The organism is Cupriavidus sp. 05L310, assembly GCF_056398185.1.
Map to the genome: position 1 here is coordinate 42204 of NZ_JBFTOX010000055.1, position 25501 is coordinate 67704.

Sequence of the window (25501 nt, forward strand, 5' to 3'; positions counted from 1 at the left end):
CGGCACGCTCGCGGATCAGGTCTTCTGCGGCTTGACGTACTTGCAGCTGGACTGCGATAGCGGGCGGAAGGCCTTGTCGGCCGGGATGGTCGCGCGCAGCGCGTAGTAGTCCCACGCGTACTTGGCGTCCTCCGGCTTCTTGACCTCGAACAGGTACATGTCGTGGACCATGCGGCCGTCTTCGCGGATGCGGCCGTTCTTGGCGAACACATCGTTGACCGGCATCGCCTTCATGGCTGCCACGGTTGCCTTCGCCTCGTCGGTCCCCGCGGCATTGACACCCTTCAGGTAGTGGAGCACTGCCGAGTAGGTACCGACCTGAACCATGGTTGGCATTTTCTTCTGCTTTTCGAAGAAGCGGCGCGACCACGCGCGCGTCTCCTCATTGCGATCCCAGTAGAAGCCGTCGGTCAGGTACATGCCCTTGGTCGATTTCAGGCCCAGCCCGTGGATGTCGGTGATATGGATCAGCGACGCGGCCATGATCTGCTTGGGTGTGACACCAAATTGCGCGGCCTGCTTGACAAGGTTCGCCGAGTCGCCGGCCGCATTGGCCATGCCGATGACCTCCGCCTTGGAGGCCTGGGCCTGCACGATCTGCGACGAGAAGTCGGCTGCGCCGAGCGGGTGCTTCGCGCTACCCACGACCTTGCCGCCGGCAGCCTTCAGCGCTTCCTCGAACCCGTTGCGCAGTGCCTTGCCGCCGGCGTAGTCGGCCTCGATGAAATACCAGGTCTTGTGACCGGCATCGGTAATGGCGCGCGCGGTGCCCTGGCCTTGGGAGTACTCGTCGTAAGCCCAGTGGAGCGTAGTGGGCATGCAGTCCTCATTGGTGATGCGCAGCGAGGCGGGCCCGGTGGGGATGACCACGCGATTCTTCTCGGCTGCGAGGTTCATCACAGCCAGTGTCACGGCTGAGGAAGGCAAGTCCACTATCATGTCGACACCCTCGCGGTCGAACCATGTGCGCGCGATATTGGCCCCGACATCCGGCTTGAGTTGCATGTCGCCGGAAAGCAGCTTGACGTTGAAGGCGGGCCTGGCCTGCGCCGTAAAGTCGTCGATCGCCATCTGTGCGGCCAGCACCGAGCCTCGCCCACTTGCATCCGCGTAGATGCCCGACAGATCGGTCAGCACGCCGATGCGGACTTCGCCATCCGACAGGCCAGCGGGCTGCGCGGCGGCGGATGCCAGGCCGGGCGCCGCGCCAGCCAGCATCAGCGCCAACAGGACAGACAGTGAAAGCTGGGGGCGGGATCCTGCCCGGGATTGCTGCGATTTCATGCGATAGTCTCCTTGGAATGGCGCTTTGGCCTGTCATTTGTGTTGACGGTTCTGCTGCCGCCTTTGGGTTTCGCTTCGCGTGGAGATTGCGCTCAGGCTGCCTGCATCCTGTCCGCCAGGTGTTTGCCATAGCGTTCGCGCAATTGCAACTTGAAGAGCTTGCCCGTTGCTGTCAGCGGCATCTCGTCAATGAATACGACCGCATCCGGAAGCGACCATTTGACGATCTTGCCTTCCAGTTCGGCCAGCACTTCCTGCTCGGACACACTGCTGCCAGGCTTGCGCTGCACGACCAGCAGCGGGCGTTCGCCCCATTTCGGATGCGCGGCCGCGATGCACGCTGCCAGGTGCACACCGGGGATGCTGGCAGCAATGTTCTCGATCTCCACAGAGGAAATCCACTCGCCGCCGGATTTGATGACATCCTTGCTTCGGTCCGTGAGGCGCATGAAGCCGTCTTCGTCGATCTCGGCGATGTCGCCGGTGGGCAGCCAGCCGTCCTGCAACGCAGAATCGGCAGCCCCGTAGTAGCGGGTAATGGCCCACGGTGCCCGCACCTGCAAGGAGCCGGCGATGCCGCTTCCCCAGGCGATTTCCCGGTTTTCAGGATCGACTACGCGCATGTCGGCGCCGGCCGCGGCACGGCCGGCGCTGCGGTAAATCGTCTTGCGCAATTCGGCGTCCGACAGCCCCGCCTGGTGGTGCAGCGGGCGGGCGCAGGTTGTCAGCGCGGCAGTTTCCGTCATGCCCCAGCCCTGGTAGAGCTCGACGCCCAGCTCGGCGAAGCCTTCGATCATGGCCGGCGGCGTGGCCGCACCGCCCAGCAGCAGCCGGCGCAATGTGCGGAAACGCAAGCCATGCTGCTGCATGTGGCGCAGCAGTGAGAACCACACCGTCGGCACGCCGATCGAGAACGTCACGCCCTCTTGCTCGATCAGGCGATACAGCGATTCACCGTCGAGCCGGCCACCCGGCAGTACGAGCTTTGCGCCGGTGAGTGTCGCCGAGAAAGGCGCTTCCCAGGCGTTGGCATGGAACATTGGCACCACTGGCATCACCACGTCCCGTGCCGACAGGTTGTGCGCATCGGGCAGCGCGCACGCATAAGCGTGCAGGACCGTGGCGCGGTGCCCGTATGCCACGCCCTTCGGCAGGCCGGTCGTACCGGACGTGTAGCAAAGGAACGCGGCACTGCGCTCATCCAGCTCGGGCCAGCCGCAGATCCCCTCGTGGTGCGCCAGCAAGGCCTCGAAGCTGGCCACGGCCATGCCGTTCAGCTCAAGCCCGTCGCCCGGCTCGCCCAGCATGATCCACTGCTCCACGCCAGGACACTGCGGCGCAATTGACGAGAGCAGCGGCAGGAAGTCGGGCGAGAACACCACGAAGCGATCTTGCGCATGGTTGACGATGTGCACTACCTGCTCGGCGAACAGCCGCGGGTTGATCGTGTGGCAAATCGCGCCCATGCCACTGATGCCGAAGTACAGCTCCAGATGGCGATGATCGTTCCACGCCAGCGTGGCGATGCGGTCGCCCGGCTGCGCGCCCTGGGCAAGCAGCATCTGCGCGACCTTGCGTGCGCGCAATTCGCATTCGCCGTAGCTCTGGCGATGTGTGCTGCCGTCGATCACCGATACGATTTCCGTCTTGCGGTGGTGGCGTGCCGCACCATGCAGCAACGTGGAAAGCAGCATGGGCATTTCCATCGAATAGGAAAGCGTCGCAGTGGTCATCCGGTAGTCTCCTTTTTGTCTTGTCGTTGGGCACAGGTATCGACGCCCTGCCAAGGGACACAGCCTGCGAGTCGATTATCTGTGGGGGAACCAGGGCGTCGCCTCGTTCGAACGGATGATTCTTCGGGCGCCTCCCTGCCCGGGTTTTCCCGCGGTTGCCAGATCATTCCTCTGAACGAGGCACGCGGCAGACTGGCTGGAGAGAACGCTATCCGGCAGATGACGATGCACCTGGGTACGCTGGAAAATGGCTGGGGGCTAATGTTCGAAGATCTGCACGAGAAGCGGGTGCTTGCCTCGGGTCTGATCTGCCTTTGGATAGAGAGCGTATCTCCGGGCCTGGCTCAAGACATTGTCTATTGACGCTTCACAACGGGTCCGCCGCCGGCGCCTTGCCCGTTTGCCTTGCAAAGGCAATGAGGCTATCGCGAAAGGCAATGGAAGCCAAAGACATGGCGCGTCCACGCTTGACATAGGCCCAGTACTGGGTCTTCGCAAAGACATGTCGAATCGGCAACTGCTTCAACACGCCAGCCCGAATGTCGGCCCCTACGTACTCGAGTGGCAAGATGGCCAGTGCCTCGTAGTCCAGCAGCATCTGGCGCAGGGCTTGAAACGAATTGCTCAACAGCGCGCGTTGCGGCTGCTCGAGGCCCAACGCCTGGAGCTCGACCTGGAACCGCCTGTTCCAGGTGGAGGCCCACGCCGGCAACAGCCACAGGTAGCGTTTGAGTTCGCTCGCGTCGACCTTGCTTTTTTTGGCCAGTGGATGCCGGGCGCCCACCACGACGCCCACGGCAGATTCGGCCAGCGGAACGCCCACCACGTCGTCATTGATGTCTTCGTCCGACGGGGGCTGTATGGTGATGTCGAGCGAGCCGCGGATGAGGCCCGACATCAAGTCGTCCGGATGGCTCTCGATCAGTCCGATGTTCGTCTGTTCCTGATTCTTGTCCATGTAGGTTGCAGCGATGGTGGGCATGATCAGCCAAGTCACCACCGAAGGTGTCGCCCCGACACGCAGGCTCATGCGACCGGTCTGCTTGCGTTCCTGGATGTCGGTCAGACAGCGTTGCAGCTCGCTTTGTACGATGCGCGCGTGGTGCAGCAACGTTTCGCCGTAGGGCGTGGGATTGACGCCGTTGGATGACCGCTCGAACAACGGCACGCCCAACTCCCGCTCCAGCATCTGGATGCTGCGCGACAGTGCTGGCTGCGACATATCGCGGCTACGGGCGGCCGCGTTGATCGAACGGTGCTGCTCGACCTCCAGGCAATTGAGCATGCCACCCAAGCTTAGCTTGTACAGGTCCATCGCATCTCCTCGCCGGCTATAGGCAAACTGCATGTGCAGGCTCCGGGACTATATACCAAGACGAGCGGCAGGCGGAGTGCGGCGCACCCCAGTACCGTCGCCGCATGTCGATGGATGAGCCGGCGCCAATCCCAGGATATAGCTTTTTTGCATAGCCCTCAATGCCATGCGCATTAGTCAAAGGAGCGCCCTGTTTGCATACTGGCGCAAACCACGGCAATCCTCGGCGCCAGAGAAGGCGGGCGAGTGAAGGGCATCGCGATGGGCTCGTGTATCCGGCCTCTTCATGCCGAGGCACTTTGATCCATCGACATTCCAACGGAGACCACGAGCATGAAGAGGAGAACACTGATCCAGGCCGGCATCGCTACCCTGTCGATGGCGGGCACGCGCACATGGGCCCAGCAGAACTACCCTAACCGCGTCATCCGCCTCATCAACCCCTTCCCCGCGGGCGGCACCGCCGACGTCGTCGGGCGCAAGGTGGCCGAAATGCTGACGGTGCGCCTGGGCCAGCCGGTGATCGTGGAAAACAAGGCCGGTGCCAATGGCGCGATCGGCACGGCCGAAGTGGCGCGCGCGCCCGCCGATGGCTATACCCTGGGCGTCGCCATCGCGGACTCTGTGATCAGCGTTGCCTCCCTTGTAAAAAAGCCCGGCTACGACGTGCGCAAGGATCTGACGCCGCTGTTTCAGGTCATGGAAGGGCAGATGGTGCTGTTTGCCAATCGGCAGTTGGGCGTCAAGAACTTGCGGGAGCTGTTCCAGGCCGCCAGGGCCAACCCGGGCAAGATCACCTTCGGCTCCTGGGGTACCGGCACCGCCGTGCACCAGATCATGGTGATACTGGAGCGCTCGGCGGACGTGTCTTTCCTTCACGTGCCCTACAAGGGCGCGGCGCCGGCGTTCCAGGACATCGTGAGCAACAACATCAACATCACCGCCGGCCCGCCGGCGCTCGTGGCCCAGTATGTCCAGAAAGGCTACGCACAGCCGCTCGCCGTCCAGGGAGCCGCTCGCAGCGCCCTGCTGCCCGATGTGCCGACCTACAAGGAGCAGGGTGTGGATGCGCCCCTCCTGCAGACCACGCCCTGGATTGGCCTGGTAGCGCCCAAGGGCCTGCCTGTCGAGGTGCAGAGGCGCCTGGTCAGTGCTCTCAACGACGTGTGCCGTACACCGGACTACGAGAAGTTCCTCAACACCAGCATTGGCGGCGCTCACCCCACGCTCAAGGAGCCGGCACCGTTTGCGCGCGACATCGCAGTCGAATTCGCCATGACCAACGACCTGCTGCGCAGCATGGGCGTGGAGCCGCAGTAGCGGCTCGGCTGTACTCCGCTGTTACCGGTGGGTCTGCACAAGAAGTACAAGTCACTCAATGAGGAGAAGCAGCAATGGTGAGAAAGGTAAATACCAAGTTCGACATCCGGGGCGTGAACCATGTAGCCATGGTCTGCAAGGATATGACCAGGACGATCGAGTTTTATCGGGACAGGCTCGGGATGCCCTTGATCAAGACGATTGATCTCCCGGGTGGACGGGGCCAGCACTTCTTTTTCGATATGGGCAATGGCGACGCAATCGCCTTCTTCTGGTTTCCCGATGCCCCGCAAGCGCATCCAGGGATCGCTGCACCCGAATCGCTCCCGGGGAACGGGTCGATCACGACAGCGCATGGTTCGTTGAACCATCTCGCCTTCCACGTGCCGGCTGAGAAGTTCGATGCCTATGTTGCGCGCCTGGAGGAAGAAGGCATCGAGATTTCACGCGTTCTGAATCACGACGACTCTCCGCAAAAAATCACCGAAACCATGACCGATGATGTCTTCATGCGCTCAGTCTATTTTTTCGATCCTGATGGCATTTGCCTTGAGTTTGCATGCTGGACACGTGAGCTCGATGTGATCTGCGAACCGGCATCGGTCGCTCGCAGCTGAGCACGCGAAGGATGGTTATCGCATAGTTCCAGCTTTAGCAATTAAAACAAAAAAATAAATCGGGAGACATTAAATTGAGGAAAATAGCTATTGCGGCTGCAGTGCTCTGCAGCCTGAGTTCTTCTCTGGCGTGTGCGCAATCGAGCGTCACCTTGTACGGGGTCTTCGATACCGGGATCGAGTACGTGAACCGGGCATCGACCGCAACGAGTGCCGGTAGTCTCGTCGGACTGCAAAAATATGGGGGACTCTCCGCGTCACGCTGGGGCTTGAGAGGGGAAGAAGACCTTGGCGATGGCTTGAAGGCAACCTTCTGGCTCGAGAGCGGTTTCACGCCGGGGGACGGTAAGCTCGTCTCCGCTTCGCAGTTGTTCTATCGCCAAGCGGCAATCGGCCTGACGAAAAGCGGCTTCGGCAAGGTTTCATTGGGCAGGCAATACACCAGCCTGATGGAATCGATGGTGAACTTCCTGCCGTTCAAGACTAGCGTTGCCTATGAGCCGGCCAATACGATCGCGGGTGCAGCCTATCGCGAAGACAACATGGTCAAATATACCGGAGATTTTGGCAACACCCATGTGTTGGCGCACTACTCCTTCGGAACGGGATTTGCGTTTCAGGGCGGCCAGATGTCGACCATCCCCAATGGCGAAGTGCCAGGCAATTCTCGTGCTCAGGCTGCCTTCGGCGCGGGGGTCTACTACCTCGGTGAATCGTTTGGCATCGCCACGGGCTATGACCAGATTAACAATGCGCTAACCGCGACGTCTCCGATCGGGGAGGACCGCAAGGCATTCATTGCCGCCAGCTATGAAACCGGCCCCATCCGGTTCATGGGCGGATATCGCTGGCGGGACTCCAGGTACGGCAATGGTGTCACGGCGATTCGCGACAACGTCTATTGGGCCGGCATGAGCTACAGTATGACGCCCGCCATGAAACTGATCGCGGGCTACTACTACGATCAAGTCCTGGGCGCGTCCCTCTCCCCGAACACGAAGGCTGCCAGCCTGCCGAACTTCAGCCAGTTCAGCCTGATGGGGGCCTACTCGCTTTCAAAGCGCACCACCGTCTACCTGGTCAGCGCCTACGCGCACAACGGCCCAGTGGACTATGACACCCTGCTGCAAACCGGTGCGTCATACGGCTACGGCAACCCCACCACCTTGAACGGCCTTGCCAACGGTCAGAAGAGCCAGGTCGCCGTGGCTGCGGGCCTACGCGTTATCTTTTGATCGGGCGCCGGCGATCGGCGCCAGACAGAACGCCTCTCGATCGGGGGCATGCTATCCGTTTCTGCACCCCGGATCGGAGGCGTATTCGAAGTATGTTCGCCCTCACCCATCACACTGAAAGCCAGATGCCAAAATTTCTATTCATCCAAAGCAGCATTCGTGGCGCAGCCTCGGCCTCGGGTCAACTGGCTGCTCGCCTCAAGGAACAGCTAGGCGTCATCCCGGGGAATGAAATCCTGGAGCGCGACCTGGGCGGGAATCCGCTGCCAGTCCTCGATGGTGCCTTGCTTGATGCGTTGTTCGCCCCCGCTGACGCGCTAGACTCAGTGCAGAAGGCACAGACAGCCCTGGTGACAACCCTGATCGACGAACTCAAAGCGGCAGACACCGTTGTCCTGTCCGCTGGAATGTATAACTTCGGTGTGCCGGTGCAATTGAAAACGTGGTTTGATTATGTGCTGCAAGCGGGCCGCACCTTCCGCTACACGGCTTCGGGCCCGGAGGGTCTGGTGAAGGGTAAGCGCGCCATCCTGCTGGTTGCCACGGGCAGTGTCTACAGCAAAGGACCCACCGCAACGGCGGACTTCATGGTTCCGCATTTGAAACAATTGCTTGCCTTCATCGGCATCGCCGATGTAACCGTGGTCCGCGCTGAAGGTTTGGCGTTTGGGCCCGATGCCGCCAAAGCAGGCCTGGAAAAGGCGGCTGCGGAAATCAGGACACTGAAAACAGCTTAAGCCGCCTGCGGCAGACAGTAAGGCCGCTATTGGGGCTTGTATGAATCGCGGCAACCGGCACGAGGCTGCCGCGCCATCCGATCAAGGCGTTGATCGGGAGTCGCTTGCGCGCAGCTGCTAAACGACGTGAGCATTGAGCGCGAATGCTCGTTGCAGGATGCCATGCCGGTAGGGATGTACGCCCCCGCAAATGTCGCCTGCGGCCCAAGCCCCAACAGTGATTTTCCCATTTCGATTCTCTTCCCCTCCGGTTCTTGTTAGTGCGCGTTGGAACCCGCCCGACTGAAAAGGCACGCGTCACCCCGACGCCCCTACCCGAAGGGGTGCGCAGCAGTGATCCCTTCCGCGGCCTGATCTTTTCGTTTTTATTGTGTCGGGCGGATTGCAGAGCGCGCTACAGTGGCATCCTCGACTCGACCCATGGCACGACCTTCGCGGTCTGGGCCAAGGCGCCTGCATTCTCTGGCTCGCCCTCATCCGGCTCGAAGTAGTGCAACTGATCCGCGAAGTCCTCGAACGTTTTGTCCTGGCTTCCGAACGCGGCGAAGATTGCCCTGGAGTGCGTCTGCATGTAGCAGTCCAGATCGCGTCCCGCATGGATGACCATCACCGGTTCCTTGATCGTCGGTGCGGTCTTCAGGAAGTTGGCATTGCTTGACAAGCCGGACCACGTCGAAAGCCAGGCGTCCGGTGTTACGACGCGTGCGAAGCCGAGCAACTGGAGATTCATCAGATCCGGACGATCGCTGAGCAGGCTGCCGTAGCCGCGATTTCCGGGATCGAGCGAGTTATCCGTGTAATTCGGATTCGCCATCGTTCGGTAGATCGTCATCACCGGTTGAAACACACTGCGCTGCAAAATCGCTCGCTGCCGCGGCGGCGTCAAAGCCGAGAACTCCGGCCCGGCAGCCAGGCACTCCGCATCGCTCTGCTCTGCGATCAAGGCTCGCGCTATCGCGTCGATGCGCGCAACCCTGTCGAGCTGCGCCCTACGGTAGCGCTGGATAAACGCCGAGCTGTATCGCGACCACTGCGGCGCAGGCTTGAACCCGTTGATCGGGTCATACATGTCGAGGCTCGGATCGGTCAGCAGCGGATTGTGCTCGTCCACGACGGAGGGGTCGATCGTCTCGTTGACGACCAGACCTTGCCCTGTATGCGCTGCCGAGACAATCATCGCATCGAAGGCCGGCATCACTGCGGTACGCAGCGCGGTCGGCCGACCCGCAGGCGTCAATTCAAGACGCCTCGATGGCTCCAGCCGGGCTTGCGATTGGTAGAATCCGCCAAGTGACCCCCCACCTGAGTTACCGAGCCAGATGACCTTCTCCACCCCGCGGTGCTCCTTCAACCACCGGACTTGGGCCGCAATGTCCAGGATGATCTGTTCGTGGACGCAGGTCATGTCATTGTTCAGCGTGCGAACATTAGCGCCAAGGCAGGCATATCCCGCGCGCAGTAAGCCGGGAAATGCGTAGTGTTGGCTAAAATCCACCCTCGGATGGGCCGCTACAATGGCGACGCGAGGACGCGGATTTTTCTTTGGTGTCCAATATAGGCCTCGGCTTTGTGCGCCATCGTTGGCGTAGGCCGTAACCTGTTCGCAAGTCGCAAATGCATCGACTGGCTCGCGAAACTTCACCCAAGTTCCATTCCAGTACGTTTTCGAAAGTAGCCGCATTCATACATCTCCGAAGATATTATTTGGTGAATTCAGTTCTTGACGCACCCGGAGGCTTTGTCCGCTGACGTGGACAGTTTCCGTCAGGCACGGTCGCGACCGGAAGCAGCGATTCCCAGGCGTATCTCTTGCCGTTGAATGGCTCCGGTATCGTCTCGCTTCCCATTTCTCCCCAGCTATCGCACGTCACGGCCAAGGTCATCGTCGCTGGCATTGGTGTTACTGAAGTCATGTCGTCGCGACGCCTCTCGTTCCGAATTCAGGGTCCGCTCGATCTATTATGCTTAGCCCACTAACAATTATTGAATGGGTACTTACCCGAGAAATTCACCAGCGCTAGCGGGTTGTTGAGGTCAGAAGCAAGTATGGTGAGCACTAGTTCCAGCCGCCTCGTTCGATGGGATGAATTCGCGAGTGCCACCTGGCCCGCTGTCTGCGGCCCATTTCCGCGTGGGCAGCAAATCATCCCTTCGAATGATGCGGGTTCCTGTGCCGACGCAGATAATCCCTCGTGCCGATTCGGCAATCACGATGACGGGAGAACAGCATGTTCGAGGATCTGCTCGGCAAGCGAGCCCTGGTGACGGGTGCTTTCGGCGGACTGGGCAGTCATTTCGCAACGGTGCTGGCCGGTGCCGGTGTTCAGGTGGCGCTGGCTGGCCGTCGTGTCGAGGCGGGCCGGCAGGTCGCTGCCCGGATCGAGCGGGATCGTGGCACGGCCTGCGTAGTGTCCATGGATGTGACGGACGCCGCTTCGGTCGCTGACGCCTTTGACGCCGCGGAATCGCGGCTCGGCGGGCCTGTGCAAATCGTCGTCAACAACGCCGGCATTGCCGTAACGCGCCCTGCTGTGGAGTGCGATGCGCATGACTGGCAGAGCGTCATCGACGTGAACCTGAACGGCGCATGGCGCGTCGCGCAAACTGCCGGCCAGCGCATGATCGCGCAGCGCGAGGGATCGATCATCAATATCGCCTCGATCCTCGGTCTGCGGGTGGCGCAGCAAGTGCCGGCCTATGCCGCCGCCAAGGCCGGATTGATCCATCTGACGCAGGCGCTGGCGCTCGAATGGGCCCGGCATGGCGTCCGGGTCAACGCGCTCGCACCGGGCTATATCGAAACCGACCTCAACCGCGACTTCTTTGCCAGCGAGGCCGGACAGGCACTGATCCGCCGCGTGCCGCAGCGCCGGGTCGGGCAGCCTGAATATCTCAACGGAGCGCTCCTGCTGCTGGCCTCCGATGCCGCGACGTTCATGACGGGTGCGGTGCTTGCCATCGACGGCGGCCATCTTGTTTCCTCCCTCTGACCTTCCGGTAGACGCCCCACCATGCCCTCTTCGCCTTTGGTTTCCAACCTGACATCGCCCCCAGGGGGCTCCGTTGGCTGCGCCGACCTTGATCTTGAACGCCTGGCCGACTGGATGCGCCAGGCGGGATTGGACCCACGCGGCTTGAATGCGTGCGTACTGTCGGGCGGACAGTCGAACCCGACCTTCCTGCTCCAGGCGGCGAGCGACGCATTTGTCCTGCGTAAGCAGCCGCCAGGGGCGCTGCTGCCGTCCGCGCACGCCATTGACCGGGAATACCGGGTGATGCAGGCCCTGAACGGCAGCGGCGTTCCGGTGCCTCGCATGGTGGCCTATTGCGATGATGCCTCGCTGATTGGCACACCGTTCTTTCTGATGGAGTACGTGCGCGGCAGGAACTTTGTCGATCCCACCCTGCCCGGGCTCGCCGTGGCCGAGCGGAAGGCGATATACGCGGACATCAACCGCGTTTTGGTCGCGCTGCACGGCGTGGACCATGGCCCGGCCGGCCTGGACACTTTCGGCCGGCCGGGCAATTACTTCGCGCGGCAGATCGACCGCTGGAGCCGCCAGTACCGCAGTTCGGGAGGTGCGCCGATCGAGGCAATGGAAGCATTGATGGAATGGTTGCCAGCCCACATTCCCGATGGCGATGAGACCTGCGTCGTACATGGTGATATGCGCATGGACAACCTGATCATCCATCCAACCGAGCCGCGCGTGGTCGCCGTGCTCGACTGGGAACTCTCCACGCTAGGGCATCCGCTGGCGGACCTCTCGTACTTCTGCATGTCGTGGTGCATTCCGCCTGACCTGTGGCGCGGCGTGGCGGGGGTCGACCTGGCTGCGCTCGGCATTCCGCAGGAGCACGCGTTCGTCGAGGACTACTGCCGCGCGCGCGGCATCGACGCCATTCGCAATTGGGACTTCTATCTCGCCTATAACCTGTTTCGCATGGCCGCCATCCTGCGCGGCGTTGCGGCGCGCGCGGCGGGAGGCAATGCGTCAGCGGCCGATGCCGCGAGCATGGAAGCGAAGGTACGGCCGTTGGCCGATCTGAGCTGGCGATGCGCGCGCCGGAGCGGCACGCAGTAGAAACGACACGCAGGTCCGGATCAACCCAGCCTGGGTGCTTGCGCCAAGGGAGAGATCACCTCCCGGGAATAGCTGAATGCGCGCCCGACATCCAGCTGCCGTATGCGCCAGGCATTGTCGGGCTCCAGTGCGAACTGGCATGTCACATCCGCGAGCAGAAATGGTGTGGAACCCGGTACCGGGAGGGTGGCGGGCGCGCCGTTGTCATACAGATGCAGGGCCAGACAATAGGCCGCCGTGGCACGCTCCGGATCCTGCACGAGCATCGCAAAGTTGCTGACGATATGCCGCGCGACTTGCGTTGCCGATCTCTTCCTCACTGACGCTTCAATCTGTTGTCGACCGCGCAGCATGACACCACCGCGTTCCCACAGGCAATCGGGTGCGACTTGCTTCATTGCGAGGGGATAATCCGCCCTGTCCAGGCCATAGTAGAAGAGCAGAACGCTCTGATGGCAGGCAGTCACCTGTGCGTGGCTTTCGAAAGGGCTCATGACGGCATTCTCAAGGAAGTTATGCGTGGAATTCCGGATGGACTGTGTTGGCCAGGATCCACCGGCCGGAGAATTATGTGGCGCGATGTTGGCGCATTGCCTCATTCGAAAGGATGAATTGTCGGGCGGCGGGCCGGTGCCCGGAGCGCATGACCCGGAATTCATCACCTCGGATGAGGCGGATCTGCCCTGACTGCGGATAATCCATCGAAAACCTGCCCCGCGCAGAGGCCGCTCAATGAGATGGAGATTGCATGAGCACGAGACGTCGAATCTTTGAAGCGGAACACGATCTGTTCCGCGAATCCGTTATCCGCTTCATCCGCAACGGGGTGGCACCGCAGGTTGATGACCGGCGCAAAGCCGGATGATGCGCTCGTGCCCTATTCGACGCTGCGGGAGCGCAGCGGCAAAGCAGCACGAACGTGACGATCAGCGGATCTGTGTGCGCCGCGGCGCGAATCAATGGTGGGAAGGCCTTGCGCAGGCGCTGCGCTTCGGCACGCCGGCCGGCCTCGTACAGTCCTTGCCCGCGATCTCCTGACCGTCTATGCGCGGCTCCTGGCTGCCGGTGTCCGGCTTGTGCGCGCACGGTGGCGGGCGAGTGCCTGCAGCAATCGTCTCTGTGTCAGGTCTATCAGGCCGTCAAAGCAATGTGCGACCCGCATGTTCGCCCCGCCTCCGATTGGCCCGTGCACCAGTTGGCGGGGATCGTCCTGACCACCCTGGGTCTTCACTTCCGGGTGATGTTCCGCCTGCAGGCTTAGGCGATGCCGGGGAGCCCCGGTTATCGCCAAGATGGACCGATGATCAGCCCACAAATGCCTTTTCAAGCACAAAATGGCCCGGCGCGCTCATATTGCCTTCTGTGAAGTGCTGCTCGGTCAGCATCGCGCGGATGTCCTTGAGCATATCGGGGCTGCCGCACAGCATGATGCGGTCGTTCTCCAGCGAGAACGGCTCCACGCCCAGGCGCTCGAACAGCTCGCCGTTGGCGATCAGGTCGGTGATCCGGCCCTGGTTGTCGAACTCTTCGCGGGTCACGGTGGGGAAATACACCAGCTTTTCGCGGATCAGCTCGCCCAGGTGCTCATGCTGCGGCAAGTGCTCCGAGATCAACTCGCGGTAGGCCAGTTCCTCGACGAAGCGGCAGGTATGGGTCAGCACGACCTTGTCATAGCGCTCATACACTTCCGGGTCGCGGATGATCGACAGGAACGGGGCCAGGCCGGTGCCGGTGGCCAGCAGCCACAGGGTCTTGCCCGGCAGCAGGTTGTCGACCAGCAGCGTGCCGGTGGGCTTCTTGCCGACGAAGATCTGGTCGCCTTCCTTCAGGTGCTGCAGGCGGGACGTCAGGGGGCCGTCGGGCACCTTGATGCTGAAGAATTCCAGCGTTTCCTCATAGTTGGCGCTGGCGATGCTGTAGGCACGCAGCAGCGGACGACCATTCACTTCCAGGCCGACCATGGCGAACTGGCCGTTTTCGAAACGGAAACCGGGGTCGCGGGTGCACGTGAAGCTGAAAAGCGTGTCGGTCCAGTGGTGGACGGAGAGGATGGCTTGCTGGTTGAGATTGCTCATGAATAAAGCGCGGTAAGCGCTGGATAGCGCCGGCGTCGGTGGGCCTGATGCCAGTGGCTGGGCGGTAGCTTGCCGGTTGCGTTCAACAAGGCGGGCTCCGGTCCGAAGGCAGGAAGACACGCCGATCAAGGTGAGAAGATAGCGGATTTTAGAAGAAAACGCAGGGCGCGTCCCGATTCATGCATGTTCAGGGGGGTTTTAAGCCCCACGCCCCGCGTTTTCCGCCCCTACACCGCGCCAATACAGCCCCAATACCGCCCTAACGGCGCCCGGAAAGCCGCCTGACCACTGAAATCAGCCGGTCCACCTCGTCCGTGGTGTTATAGAAGGCCAGCGAGGGCCGCACCGTGGCCTCCACGCCAAAACGCCGCAGGATGGGCTGGGCGCAGTGATGCCCGGAGCGCACGGCGATGCCTTCCTCGTTGAGCGCTTTGCCCACTTCCTCGGTCTCGTAGCCCTTGAGCACGAAGGACAGCACGCTGGCCTTGTCGCGCGCCGTGCCCACCAGCCGCACGCCCGGGATGGGCTGCAGCAGGTGGGTGGCGTACTCCAGCAGGTCGTGCTCGTAGCGGGCGATGTTCTCCATGCCCACCCGCTCCACGTAGTCCAGCGCGGCGCCCAGCCCTACCGCGTCGGCGATATTGCCTGTGCCGGCCTCGAAGCGGTTGGGCGGCGGCTGGAACACGGTGCGCTCGAAGGTCACGTCGGCAATCATGTTGCCGCCGCCCTGCCAGGGCGGCATGTCCTCCAGCACCTCGCGCTTGCCGTAGACCACGCCGATCCCGGTAGGCCCGAACACCTTGTGGCCGGAGAACACGAAGAAGTCGGCATCGATCGCCCGCACGTCCACCCGCATATGCGAGACCGACTGCGCGCCATCGACCAGCGCGCGGGCGCCGGCGCGGTGGGCCAGGTCGACGATCTCCCTGACCGGCACGACGGTGCCGAGCGCGTTCGAGACCTGGGTCACGGACACGATCTTCGTGCGGTCGTTGAGCAGCCGGCGGTATTCATCCAGCAGCACCTGGCCCGAATCGTCCACCGGGATCACCCGCAGCTTCGCCCCGGTCTGCGCGGCAAGCTGCTGCCACGGCACGATATTGGCGTGATGCTCCAGGTGCGAGACGATGATCTCGTCGCCCTCACCCACGTTCTGCGCGCCCCAGGTCTTGGCGATCAGGTTGATGGCCTCGGTGGTGCCGCGCACGAAGATGATCTCGTCGGGCGAGGATGCGCCGATAAAGCGCTGCACCTTGCCGCGCGCGGCCTCGTAGGCATCCGTGGCACGCCCTGCCAGCGCATGGGCGGCGCGGTGGATGTTGGAGTTCTCGTGAGCGTAGAAGTAAGAGATCCGGTCGATCACCGACTGCGGCTTGTGGGTGGTGGCGGCATTGTCGAACCAGACCAGCTGCCTGCCGTTGACGCGCTCTTGCAGGATCGGGAAATCGCGGCGAATCGCGTTGACGTCGAACGGCACGCGCGCCGAAGACGATGCCCACGGCAGCGCCTCCTCCTGCTCGCGCCCGTAGCCGTAGGCGCCCGGCCCTTGCTGCGGCAGATGCAGCGAGAGCGGATCGCCGGACGTGGCGATGTCGCGCAGCCCTGCCGGGCCGCCATGCAGGTCGCGGCCGGCGCCCTCCAGGAAGTAGTAGGCAGGGGCAGCCGAGGACTGCGGCGACGGCGCGGCAGCGTGCGGCACGCCCAGCGCCTGGCCGCCTAAGCGGCTTTCCAGCGCGGGCGCCACCGTGGCTACCGTATCGGGCAGGCCGTTCTGCGCCACCGCGGCCGGCCGCAGCGCGGGTGCCCGGCTGGGCAGCGACAGCACATGCGTGGGCGCCGGCGGAAGCAGGTTGGCGCCAGGCACATGGCCTTGCGGAATCGACGCACCCGGCACGCCGGTGCCCGTGCCGCCAGGACCCGCCACGGGCGAACCCGGCGGGGCCGGGTTGTTCACCACCGGCAGCGACTGCGCGGCAGCCGGCGACGTGCCCGGCAGCGCCGAGAAGAATGCCCCTGCCAGGCGCGCCAGCACCGCCGGATCGGGCAGGCCGGGCGGCACCGCGGGCGCACCCGGCAGCGCTGCCGGCGAACTGGCGGACGGATTCACCGGATTACTTGTAGGTGTCAGGATAGTCATGGTACTTGCCGATCTCCACGTCATCGAGAACCGCCAGCGCATCCGGCGCGTGCACGGCCAGCGAGCAGTACAGCGAGATCAGGTACGAAGCGATAGCCTGGTCGTTGATACCCATGAAGCGCACCGACAGGCCCGGGCCCTGCTCGCCCGCCACACCCGGCTGGAACAGGCCGACCACGCCCTGGCGCTTGTCGCCCACGCGCAGCAGCAGGATCTTGCTCTTGCCGTCGGCCACCGGCACCTTGTCCGACGGGATCAGCGGAATACCGCGCCAGGTGATGAACTGGGAACCGAACAGGCTCACCGTGGGCGGCGGCACGCCACGGCGCGTGCATTCGCGGCCGAAGGCGGCAATCGCCAGCGGGTGGGTCAGGAAGAAAGCCGGTTCCTTCCACACCTTGCTCAGCAGTTCGTCCATGTCGTCCGGGGTGGGCGCGCCGGTCAGCGGGAAGATGCGCTGCTCTTCGGCCACGTTGGCCAGCAGGCCGTAGTCAGGGTTGTTGATCAGCTCGCCTTCCTGGTGCTCCTTGATGGTCTCGATGGTGAGGCGGAGCTGTTCCTTGATCTGGTCGTGCGGGCTGCTGTACAGGTCCGACACGCGGGTGTGCACGTCGAGCACGGTGCTCACCGCGTTCAGGAAATACTCGCGCGGCTGCTCTTCGTAGTTGACGAAGGTGCGGGGCAGCTTGCCCTCATCGTCGCGCTGGGTGCAGGCCACCTTGACCGATTCCGGGTCCTGCACCTTGTTCAGGCGATAGATGCCGGCTTCCACCGGTACCCATTGCAGGAAATGCGTCAGCCAGCGCGGCGTGATGGTCGCGAGCTGGGGAATGGTCTTGGTGGCATTGGCTAGTTGCCGTGCTGCGTTATCGCCGAGCGCCGTCTGGACGCTCCCGTTTACCGACATGTGCTACTCCGTTGGGCTGTTAGCGGATTGCCAGCGTATTGCTGGTGGATTGCTGGCGGATTGCCATATGAGAAAAACAAGAATCGTTATTACCGCAGCGATTATCGGGAGGCGGCCCGCCCCGTTCAACATGCTATAGACGGCAATGCGCGGGGATTTGCGCGCATCACCCGGAACTGGCTACGTCCGCGTGCCGGCAATCTCCGCGTCGCGTGGCGCTGCGTGCGTGCCGCCCGTTTTCAGCAGCCATGAGATCGGCACGCCCAGCGCGGCGGCAAGCTTCTCCACCGTGACGATCGAGGCGATCGCGCTGCCGCGCTCGATCTCGCCGATATACGAGCGGTTCAGCCCCGCATGCTCGGCAAGCTCTTCCTGCGACCACGCGTGCGCCTCGCGCAACTGGCGCACCGTGGCGCCCAGGGTCCTTACGAGGTCGTTCATGGCAGGCTCGCCTCGATGGCGCGCTGCGCGCCGCTTGCGGATGGCGCCCTGGCGGTTTCGTTGCGCGACACGGCCTGTGTGACATGGGCGCCCGGGGCTACGTCCTGCGTCACCCAGACGTTGCCGCCGATCACCGCGCCGCGGCCCAGCGTGACGCGGCCGAGGATGGTGGCGCCGGCGTAGATCACCACATCGTCCTCGACGACAGGATGGCGCAGCAGGCCCTTCTCCAGCTTGCCGGTGGCGTCGCGCGGGAATCGCTTGGCGCCCAGCGTGACGGCCTGGTACAAGCGGACTCGCTCCCCGATGATGGTGGTCTCGCCAATCACCACGCCGGTGCCGTGATCGATAAAGAAGCCGCCGCCGATCCGGGCGCCGGGATGGATGTCGATGCCGGTCTCGGCATGCGCCAGTTCGGCGACGATGCGCGCGAGCAGCGGCAGGCCAAGGCCGTAGAGGGCATGGGCGATGCGGTGGTGGATCATCGCGAGGATGCCGGGGTAGCAGAGCAGGACTTCGTCGACGCTGCCGGCGGCGGGGTCGCCGTGGAAGGCGGCCAGGACGTCGCTGTCGAGGAGGCTGCGGATGCGGGGGAGTTCTCCGGCGAATTCACGTATTGCAGTCAGCGCTTGCGCGCGCAGCGCGGCTTCGTCGCGGTCGCCATGGCGCGCCGCGTAATGCAGTTCCAGGCGTGTCTGGGCCAGCAGGCCGTGCAGGGCCGCGTCCAGGGAGTGGGCTATGTAGAGATTTTCGCTTTCCTGGCGGAGGTCGGGGGGGCCCAGGCGCATGGGGAACAGGACGCCTTTTAGCGTGGCGATGATTTGTGACAGGGCGTCGCGGGAGGGCAGGTCCCGGCCGCCTGGTTCCAGCAGGCGTTGTTGGCCTTCGCGCCATTGTTGGCGTACTTGCTGCAGGGCGAGTACGATCTCGCCGATTTCGAAGTCAGCCATTTTGGTACTCCCCGTTTTTTTGTGTTTGTTGGCGTGGTAGGTTGTGCTGTTTTTTTTGTGTGTGAGCCGGAAGTCAAAGGCCTGAAAGCCTAAAGTCAAAGGCGGTTTCACCCCCCTGCGGGGGGCGACCTACTTTCTTGTCTTGCCAAGAAAGTAGGCAAAGAAGGCGCGCCGGATCCCGAGGCGCCCCATACGGCCTGGTACACCTTGACGGCTCGCTTCGCATCGCGTTGGGGGTGTGGACCGCCCTTGGGGGCGCTCCACACGGCCACACCCTGCGAGGTTTGAATCGACTCTCGGTTTGCTCCCCTCTCCCGCTTGCGGGAGAGGGCGGGCGTTTGCCATGTCGCCGTGCCGCAAAGAATGCATTGGCTCCGTTTCCAGTGGTTCCTGACAGCCGTAGTCATTCCAACCGGCATTGGCCCATCCTGCCCGCCACCCTTAATCCTGGACCCACGGCAATTCATGAAAGCGCCAGCCGCCGCTCTTGCCGCGCCGTTGCCGTTCGTCGATTTCGCCTTCGAAGCCTTCGAGCACGTTGAACACGTGGGCCTTTCCGGCTTTGGTGGCGGCTTCCGCGGCGAGCGCGGAGCGGTTGCCGCTGCGGCACAGCAGCAGCACGACGGTGTCTTTGCCGGTCTTGGCTTCCAGTTCGCGCACGAAGCGTGGGTTGCGGGTGAGGCTGGTGCCGGTGGCCCAGGGCACGTGCAGGGTGTCGGGCACGTAGCCGACGAACTTGCGTTCCTCGGCGGTGCGGACATCGACCAGCACGGCGTCGCCGGCGCTGAACAGCGCCCACGCTTGCTGCGGCGTCACGCGGCCGGCGTACGGCAGGCCGGAGGAACGTGCCACGCCGCGTGCGGCTTCCAGCACGGGATGCTTGATCTTGTCTTCCAATGCAACTGTCATGAAACGCTCTCCTTGCAGCCTGTTATCCGCGCCGGGATCGATGCGGCCGGGCCTTCCCCGATGCACGGTTTGTGGTTGACGGCAACCGCCTATAGCCATCACGCCACAACTATGAAATGGCGCGGGAAGATTGAGAACGAATAAAAACGCATTTCCAAAGACAGTTCATCCAGCACGCCAGGCAGCGCAGGCGGAAACGGCGGCCCCGCGCCAAGCCGTGCAGCGTTTGTCGGCAGACGGCAATGCTCCGTGTGCCGCCATTCGAATGGTTTATATTGCGCGGGCGCCCTTCCACATGAATTCGAGATTCGGAAATGACCTTGACGATGCGTAACGGCATTCGCCGCCGCGGCCTGGCCGCGCTGGCCCTTTGCGGTGCCGGGCTGCTATCCATGGCGCGGGCCGCCGACGCGCCCGCGCCGGATGCCGCGGCAAGCGATCCCGCCGGCCTTGGCTGGATGGCGGGATCGCCGCCGCCACCCGACCGCACCGTGCGCTTCGACGATGGCAGCTACTGGCGCTTTCCCGCCCTGCGCTGGAGCGTGTCGCATTTCCGGGAGCTGATGCCCACCGTCAATGTCTCGCGCGGACTGGGCGCGCCGGTGCCGCTGCCGCGCGCATTGCGCACCGATATCGACGCGCTGCGGTTCATGCCGATCGGCGCCACCCAGCCCATGACCTGGGAAGCCTCGCTCGCGGCCAACTACACCGATGGCATCGTGGTGCTGCATCGCGGGCGCATCGTGTACGAGCGCTATTTCGGCGCGCTGAAGGACGACGGCCAGCACGCCGCGATGTCGGTCACCAAGTCGGTCATCGGCACGCTCGGCGCCATGCTGGTCGCCGAAGGCCGCCTCGATGCGGACAAACGCATGGTGGACTATGTGCCCGAACTCGCCTCGTCCGCCTTTGGCAATGCCACCGTGCGCCAGGTGCTGGACATGACCACGGGCCTCAAGTACAGCGAGGATTATGCCGACCCGGACGCCGAGGTCTGGCTGCACGCGCAGGCGGGCAGCCCGCTGCCCAAGCCCAGGGACTACACCGGCCCGCGTAACTACTACGAGTCCATCCAGGCGATCCAGCCGCAGGGCGAGCATGGCGCGGCCTTCGGCTACAAGACCGTCAACACCGACGCACTGGGCTGGGTGATCGCGCGCGTGACCGGGCGCTCGGTGGCCGGGTTGCTATCGGAACGCATCTGGCGCCGGCTGGGCGCGGAGCAGGACGGGTATTTCACGGTGGATTCGATCGGCACGCCCTTTGCCGGCGGCGGCCTGAACACCGGCCTGCGCGACCTGGCGCGCTTTGGCGAGATGCTGCGCAACGACGGCAGGTTCAACGGGCAGCAGATCCTGCCCAGGGCCGTGGTCGACGACATCCGCCGCGGCGGCGACAAGGCCGCCTTTGCCAGGGCGGACTATCCCCTGCTCAAGGGCGGCAGCTATCGCGACATGTGGTGGGTCACCCATAACGAGCACGGCGCCTACATGGCGCGGGGCGTCCACGGCCAGCGCATCTATATCGACCCGAAGGCCGAGATGGTGATCGTGCGCTACGCCTCGAACCCCGTGGCCGGCAACGCCGCCAACGACCCGACCACGATTCCGGCCTTTCACGCACTGGCGAAACACCTGCTGGCCAGCCCTCGCTGACTTGTCCCGACGCGGACGGCCTAGCCCGCCCGCCGTGGCGCGCGCGCCCTCTTGGCCGCCGGCTTCTGCTGTCCGGCCAGTTGCCCGGCAGCCGCGCGCAGGCACTCCACCAGTTGCAGGCTGCTGGGCGTGAGCCGCCCTTCGCGCAGCGTGATCAGGCCAACGGGCGGCAGTTCCAGCGGCACGTCCATGGGCAGGATGTGGAAACGCCCCTCCCGCTCGAACTGCTGCCCTACCGACCGGGCCAGGAAGCCCACCGCGTCGCGCTGGGTGACGAAGGTCGAGATCGCCAGATAGGAGGAGGATTCGATCAGGTCCGTGGGCGGCTGCAGCCCGTGGCGGTAGAACTCTTGTTCCAGCTTGACCCGCAGCGACGCCCACGGCGGCGGCATCACGCAAGGCATGCCGGCCAGGTCTGCCCAGGCTGGCGCGCGCTTGTGCGCCAGCGGGTGGCCGCTGCGCACCACCGCCACCATCGGCTCGTTGTACAGCGGCTCTGTGACCAGGTCCGGCGCGGCATAGCCAGGCTCCAGCCGACCGATGATCAGGTCCAGCTCGCTGATCCGCAGCTTGGGCAGCAGGTGCGGCAAATCCCCCTCCTCGACCAGCACGGTAGCTTGCGCGGAACGCTGCTTGAGCAGGCTGACAGCCTGCGCCAGCAACACCGGCAAGGCCGCGCCCATCGACCCCACCCGCGTGCGCCCCGCCGCGCCGCTGGCCTCCGCGGCGATCTCATCGCGGGTGCGCTCGTATTGCGCCAGCACCGAGCGGGCAAAGCGCACCAGCGAGGCGCCCGCCGGCGTCGGCTCCGTGCCGCGCGTGGAGCGTGTGAAGAGCGTCAGGCCGAGCGTCTTCTCCACCTCGGTGAGCATCTTGGAGACGGCCGGCTGGCTCACGGAGAGGAAGTCGGCGGTATGGCCGAGATGGCGGAACTCGTCCAGCGCCACCACCAGCTGCAGGTGGCGTAGCTTGATATTGGAGCGCAGCGCGCGGTCGATCTGGGGCATGGCGGGATTCTACCCAACTTCTACTTAACTTTAAGGTTATGAAGCCATTCCGATCATTGATTGGATTGTTATGAAGCGCTTTGCCACAATCCAGCCTGACCGGTGAACACCGCCACCGGCCCATGACTCCAATAATGACATCCTGCGAGGACGACACATGACCGCACCCCACGGCATCAATCCCGGGCGACGCCGCCTGCTCATCGGCGGGGCCGCGGCCGCCGCGACCGGTACCGCAGGCCTGCTGCTGCCGGGCTTCGCACGGGCTGGCGAGTATCCGGAACGTCCCATCACCTTTATCTGCCCGTGGCCTGTCGGCGGCACCGCCGACCAGTCGATGCGCGCGCTGTGCCAGGTGGCGTCGGGCGTACTCAAGCAATCGATCGTGGTGGAAAACCGCGCCGGCGCCTCGGGCATGATCGGCACCAAGGCGCTGGCCCGCGCCAAGCCGGACGGCTACACCATCGGCCAGATCCCGATCTCGGTGACGCGCTTCTCGCAACTCGGCATGCTGCAACTCGATCCGCGCACCGAACTCACCTACCTCGCCCGCACTTCCGGCCAGACCTTCGGCATCGCGGTGCCGGCGAACTCGCGCTTCAAGTCGCTCAAGGAAGTGGTGGCGGAAGCCAAGGCGCACCCCGGCAAGCTTACCTACGCGCATGCCGGCATCGGCGGCGCCACCCACGTGGGCATGGAGGAATTCGCGCAGACCGCCGGCATCCGCTTCAATGCCATCGCCTACAAGGGCGGCGCGCAGGCGCTGCAGGACGTGCTGGCCGGACAGGTCGACCTGCTGGCCGATTCCAGCTCGTGGGCGCCCCACGTGGAAGCCGGCAAGCTGCGCCTGCTGGCGACCTGGGGCGACCAGCGCACGCCGCGCTTCAAGGACACGCCCACGCTCAAGGAACTCGGCTACAAGGTGGTGGTGGAAGCCCCCAACGGCATCGGCGCGCCGGTCGGCCTGGACCCCGCCGTGGAAAAGAAGCTGCGCGACGCCTTCCGGCTAGCCGTGGCCAGCAAGGAGTTCCAGCAGGTCGCGGCCCGCATCGACGCGCCTGTCATGTACCTGGACGGTCCGGAATACAAGCGCTACATCAGCACCGTGTACGACCAGGAAACCCAACTGATCCAGCGCCTCAAGCTCAAAGAGCTGCTGCAACAAGGTTGACCGCCCCGTGAACGCCGCCGCCCTCATCCGCCTGCACGCCAACGACAACGTCCTGATCGCACGGGACGCCCTCAGCCTCGGCCAGAACCTCCCCGAACTGGGCCTGCGCGTGCGCGCGCAAGTGCCCGCCGGGCACAAGATCGCCGCCTGCGCCATTGCCAGGGGCACGCAGGTACGCAAGTTCGACACCGTGATCGGCGTGGCCGAGCGCGATATCGAGGCCGGCGACCACGTCCACTCGCACAATCTCGCGCTGGTGGATTTCTACCGCGACCCCGGCTTTTGCGAGGACGTACGGCCGGTGGACTATGTGCCCGAGGCCGAGCGCGCCACCTTCATGGGCTTCGTGCGGCCCGATGGCCGTGTCGGCACGCGCAACTTCATCGGCATCCTCTCGTCGGTGAACTGCTCGGCCACGGTGATCCGGCATATCGCCGACCACTTCACGCCCGAGCGCATGGCGGCCTATCCCAATGTGGATGGCGTGGCCGCCTTCGCCCAGACCAGCGGCTGCGGCATGTCCTCGCCCAGCGAGCACTTCGACGTGTTGCGCCGCACGCTGGCCGGCTACGCCCGCCATCCCAACCTGGCCGGCGTACTGATCGTCGGCCTGGGCTGCGAGCGCAACCAGGTAGCGGGGCTGGTGGAATCGCAAGGCCTGGTGCCCGGCAGCCACGTACGCACCATGGTCATGCAGGACACCGGTGGCACGGCGGCCACCATCCAGGCCGGCATCCGCGCCATCGAAGACATGCTGCCGGGCGCCAACGCCGCGGTACGCCAGCCGGTAAGCGCCAGCCACCTGAAGATCGGCCTGGAATGCGGCGGCTCGGACGGCTTCTCCGGCATCAGCGCCAACCCGGCGCTGGGCGCGGCGATGGATATCCTGGTACGCCACGGCGGCACCGCCATCCTCTCGGAAACCCCGGAGATCCACGGCGTCGAATACATGCTCACGCGCCGCGCCGTGACACCCGAAGTCGGCCAGAAACTGCTGGACCGCCTGGCCTGGTGGGAACGCTACACCGCCGGCCAGAACGCCCAGTTCAACGGCGTGGTCGGCCACGGCAACCAGCAAGGCGGCCTGGCCAATATCTTCGAGAAATCGCTGGGCTCCGCCATGAAAGGCGGCACCACGCCGCTGCAGGCCGTCTACGAATACGCCGAGCCGATCGAGCAGGCAGGCTTCGTCTTCATGGACTCCCCCGGCTACGATCCGGTAGCCGCCACCGGCCAGATTGCCAGCGGCGCCAACCTGATCTGCTTCACCACCGGCCGCGGCTCCATGTTCGGCTCCAAGCCCGCGCCCACCATCAAGCTGGCAAGCAATACGCCGATGTACACCCGGCTGGAAAGCGATATGGACATCAACTGCGGGCTGGTGCTGGACGGCGAACTCAGCGTGGAGCAAATGGGGCAGCGGATCTTCGAACACATCCTGGAGGCCGCTTCGGGCCATCCGACCAAGAGCGAAGCACTGGGGCTGGGAGACAACGAGTTCGTGCCCTGGCACCTGGGAATCGTCAGCTAGGAAGTGAAGCCAATTGGCTTTGGACCGCACCGTGGCCTGGCGAGCGCCCGCCCTCTGCCTCGCCCCCCAAAAAAGGCGATATCGCCAGACCAAATTTCGGTGTAGCCGTGTGGAGCGCCCCCAAGGGCGGGCCACACCCCAACGCGATGCGAAGCGAGCCGTCAAGGTGTACCAGGCCGTATGGGGCGCCTCGGGATCCGGCGAAAAGAGCGGAAAAGAGGGACCCATGTTTGAGTATCGCCWTAAGGCGATGCGAGTTTGGGTCCCGGCCGCTCTTTTCGCCGGATCCCGAGGGGGTGTCGCCCCATCCGGCGCGCCTTCTTTGCCTACTTTCTTGGCAAGACAAGAAAGTAGGTCGCCTCCCCGCAGGGGAGGTGAAACTGCCTTTGACT

21 protein-coding genes are annotated in these 25501 nt (G+C 64.0%); 9 read left to right on the forward strand and 12 right to left on the reverse strand.

The features are described 5' to 3' along the window. Positions 1-15 precede the first annotated feature (15 nt). From AC1DS6_RS31955 to AC1DS6_RS31965, 3 genes are all read right to left on the reverse strand, one after another. Positions 16-1284 carry an ABC transporter substrate-binding protein gene (locus AC1DS6_RS31955; protein WP_441630336.1) on the reverse strand — a complete coding sequence of 423 codons (1269 nt, stop codon included), beginning with the start codon at positions 1282-1284 and terminating at the stop codon, positions 16-18. Positions 1285-1376: 92 nt separating this feature from the next. Then, a complete protein-coding gene (locus AC1DS6_RS31960) occupies positions 1377-3017 on the reverse strand; it encodes a long-chain-fatty-acid--CoA ligase (protein ID WP_441630338.1) in 1641 nt (546 codons plus the stop codon). A 367-nt stretch (positions 3018-3384) separates the two neighbouring features. Continuing rightward, positions 3385-4332 (reverse strand): LysR family transcriptional regulator, encoded by a 948-nt coding sequence (locus AC1DS6_RS31965; RefSeq protein ID WP_477103920.1) that lies wholly within the window; start codon positions 4330-4332, stop codon positions 3385-3387. A 333-nt stretch (positions 4333-4665) separates the two neighbouring features. On the opposite strand from AC1DS6_RS31965, the gene AC1DS6_RS31970 reads away from it, so the two are divergent. The 4 genes from AC1DS6_RS31970 to AC1DS6_RS31985 all read left to right on the forward strand — a co-directional run bounded on the left by AC1DS6_RS31970 (position 4666) and on the right by AC1DS6_RS31985 (position 8241). Beyond that, the gene (locus AC1DS6_RS31970) at positions 4666-5652 is read left to right on the forward strand and encodes a Bug family tripartite tricarboxylate transporter substrate binding protein (RefSeq protein WP_477103921.1); all 987 of its coding nucleotides are present in this window, start codon (positions 4666-4668) and stop codon (positions 5650-5652) included. A gap of 74 nt (positions 5653-5726) precedes the next feature. Then, a complete protein-coding gene (locus AC1DS6_RS31975; RefSeq protein ID WP_477103922.1) occupies positions 5727-6269 on the forward strand; it encodes a VOC family protein in 543 nt (180 codons plus the stop codon). Between the two features lie 101 nt (positions 6270-6370). Beyond that, complete coding sequence (locus AC1DS6_RS31980; RefSeq protein ID WP_477103929.1) at positions 6371-7504, forward strand: porin; 1134 nt, start codon at positions 6371-6373, stop codon at positions 7502-7504. Between the two features lie 92 nt (positions 7505-7596). Beyond that, positions 7597-8241, forward strand: coding sequence for an FMN-dependent NADH-azoreductase (locus AC1DS6_RS31985; protein WP_441630348.1), 645 nt, complete (start codon positions 7597-7599; stop codon positions 8239-8241). Positions 8242-8635: 394 nt separating this feature from the next. Here the strand turns inward: AC1DS6_RS31985 and AC1DS6_RS31990 are convergent, their stop codons facing one another. Further along, positions 8636-9922, reverse strand: a complete 1287-nt coding sequence (locus AC1DS6_RS31990; RefSeq protein ID WP_477103923.1) for a hypothetical protein — start codon at positions 9920-9922, stop codon at positions 8636-8638. 547 nt (positions 9923-10469) lie between these two features. On the opposite strand from AC1DS6_RS31990, the gene AC1DS6_RS31995 reads away from it, so the two are divergent. After that, the gene (locus tag AC1DS6_RS31995) at positions 10470-11231 is read left to right on the forward strand and encodes an SDR family NAD(P)-dependent oxidoreductase (protein WP_477103924.1); all 762 of its coding nucleotides are present in this window, start codon (positions 10470-10472) and stop codon (positions 11229-11231) included. A 21-nt stretch (positions 11232-11252) separates the two neighbouring features. Further along, positions 11253-12326, forward strand: coding sequence for a phosphotransferase family protein (locus AC1DS6_RS32000; RefSeq protein ID WP_477103925.1), 1074 nt, complete (start codon positions 11253-11255; stop codon positions 12324-12326). Positions 12327-12346: 20 nt separating this feature from the next. On the opposite strand, the gene AC1DS6_RS32005 is transcribed toward AC1DS6_RS32000, so the two are convergent. The 7 genes from AC1DS6_RS32005 to AC1DS6_RS32035 all read right to left on the reverse strand — a co-directional run bounded on the left by AC1DS6_RS32005 (position 12347) and on the right by AC1DS6_RS32035 (position 19745). Beyond that, a complete protein-coding gene (locus tag AC1DS6_RS32005; protein ID WP_441630354.1) occupies positions 12347-12820 on the reverse strand; it encodes a nuclear transport factor 2 family protein in 474 nt (157 codons plus the stop codon). Between the two features lie 810 nt (positions 12821-13630). Further along, the gene (locus AC1DS6_RS32010; RefSeq protein ID WP_035870249.1) at positions 13631-14401 is read right to left on the reverse strand and encodes a ferredoxin--NADP reductase; all 771 of its coding nucleotides are present in this window, start codon (positions 14399-14401) and stop codon (positions 13631-13633) included. A gap of 259 nt (positions 14402-14660) precedes the next feature. Next, positions 14661-16538, reverse strand: coding sequence for a family 2A encapsulin nanocompartment cargo protein cysteine desulfurase (locus AC1DS6_RS32015; protein ID WP_477103926.1), 1878 nt, complete (start codon positions 16536-16538; stop codon positions 14661-14663). Further along, positions 16513-17445, reverse strand: a complete 933-nt coding sequence (locus AC1DS6_RS32020; protein WP_035870245.1) for a family 2A encapsulin nanocompartment shell protein — start codon at positions 17443-17445, stop codon at positions 16513-16515. Before AC1DS6_RS32020 ends, AC1DS6_RS32015 begins: the two co-directional genes overlap by 26 nt. A 180-nt stretch (positions 17446-17625) precedes the next feature. Beyond that, entirely contained in the window at positions 17626-17886 is a 261-nt protein-coding gene (locus AC1DS6_RS32025) for a helix-turn-helix domain-containing protein (RefSeq protein ID WP_441630361.1), read from the reverse strand. Beyond that, positions 17883-18836 (reverse strand): serine O-acetyltransferase EpsC, encoded by a 954-nt coding sequence (epsC, locus tag AC1DS6_RS32030; RefSeq protein ID WP_477103927.1) that lies wholly within the window; start codon positions 18834-18836, stop codon positions 17883-17885. The genes AC1DS6_RS32025 and epsC overlap by 4 nt, the downstream gene beginning before the upstream one ends. Before the next feature lie 441 nt (positions 18837-19277). Then, positions 19278-19745 carry a rhodanese-like domain-containing protein gene (locus AC1DS6_RS32035; RefSeq protein ID WP_441630364.1) on the reverse strand — a complete coding sequence of 156 codons (468 nt, stop codon included), beginning with the start codon at positions 19743-19745 and terminating at the stop codon, positions 19278-19280. 392 nt (positions 19746-20137) lie between these two features. On the opposite strand from AC1DS6_RS32035, the gene AC1DS6_RS32040 reads away from it, so the two are divergent. Then, positions 20138-21400, forward strand: coding sequence for a serine hydrolase domain-containing protein (locus AC1DS6_RS32040; protein ID WP_477103930.1), 1263 nt, complete (start codon positions 20138-20140; stop codon positions 21398-21400). Positions 21401-21420: 20 nt separating this feature from the next. Here AC1DS6_RS32040 and AC1DS6_RS32045 read toward each other — a convergent pair whose 3' ends face one another. Continuing rightward, positions 21421-22407 carry a LysR substrate-binding domain-containing protein gene (locus tag AC1DS6_RS32045; protein WP_441630366.1) on the reverse strand — a complete coding sequence of 329 codons (987 nt, stop codon included), beginning with the start codon at positions 22405-22407 and terminating at the stop codon, positions 21421-21423. Between the two features lie 157 nt (positions 22408-22564). Here AC1DS6_RS32045 and AC1DS6_RS32050 point away from each other — a divergent pair, with 157 nt between their 5' ends. Together AC1DS6_RS32050 and AC1DS6_RS32055 are read left to right on the forward strand one after the other, a co-directional pair. Next, complete coding sequence (locus tag AC1DS6_RS32050) at positions 22565-23578, forward strand: tripartite tricarboxylate transporter substrate binding protein (RefSeq protein ID WP_477103928.1); 1014 nt, start codon at positions 22565-22567, stop codon at positions 23576-23578. Between the two features lie 7 nt (positions 23579-23585). Then, complete coding sequence (locus AC1DS6_RS32055) at positions 23586-25109, forward strand: UxaA family hydrolase (protein WP_035865492.1); 1524 nt, start codon at positions 23586-23588, stop codon at positions 25107-25109. The last annotated feature ends 392 nt before the right edge of the window (positions 25110-25501 follow it).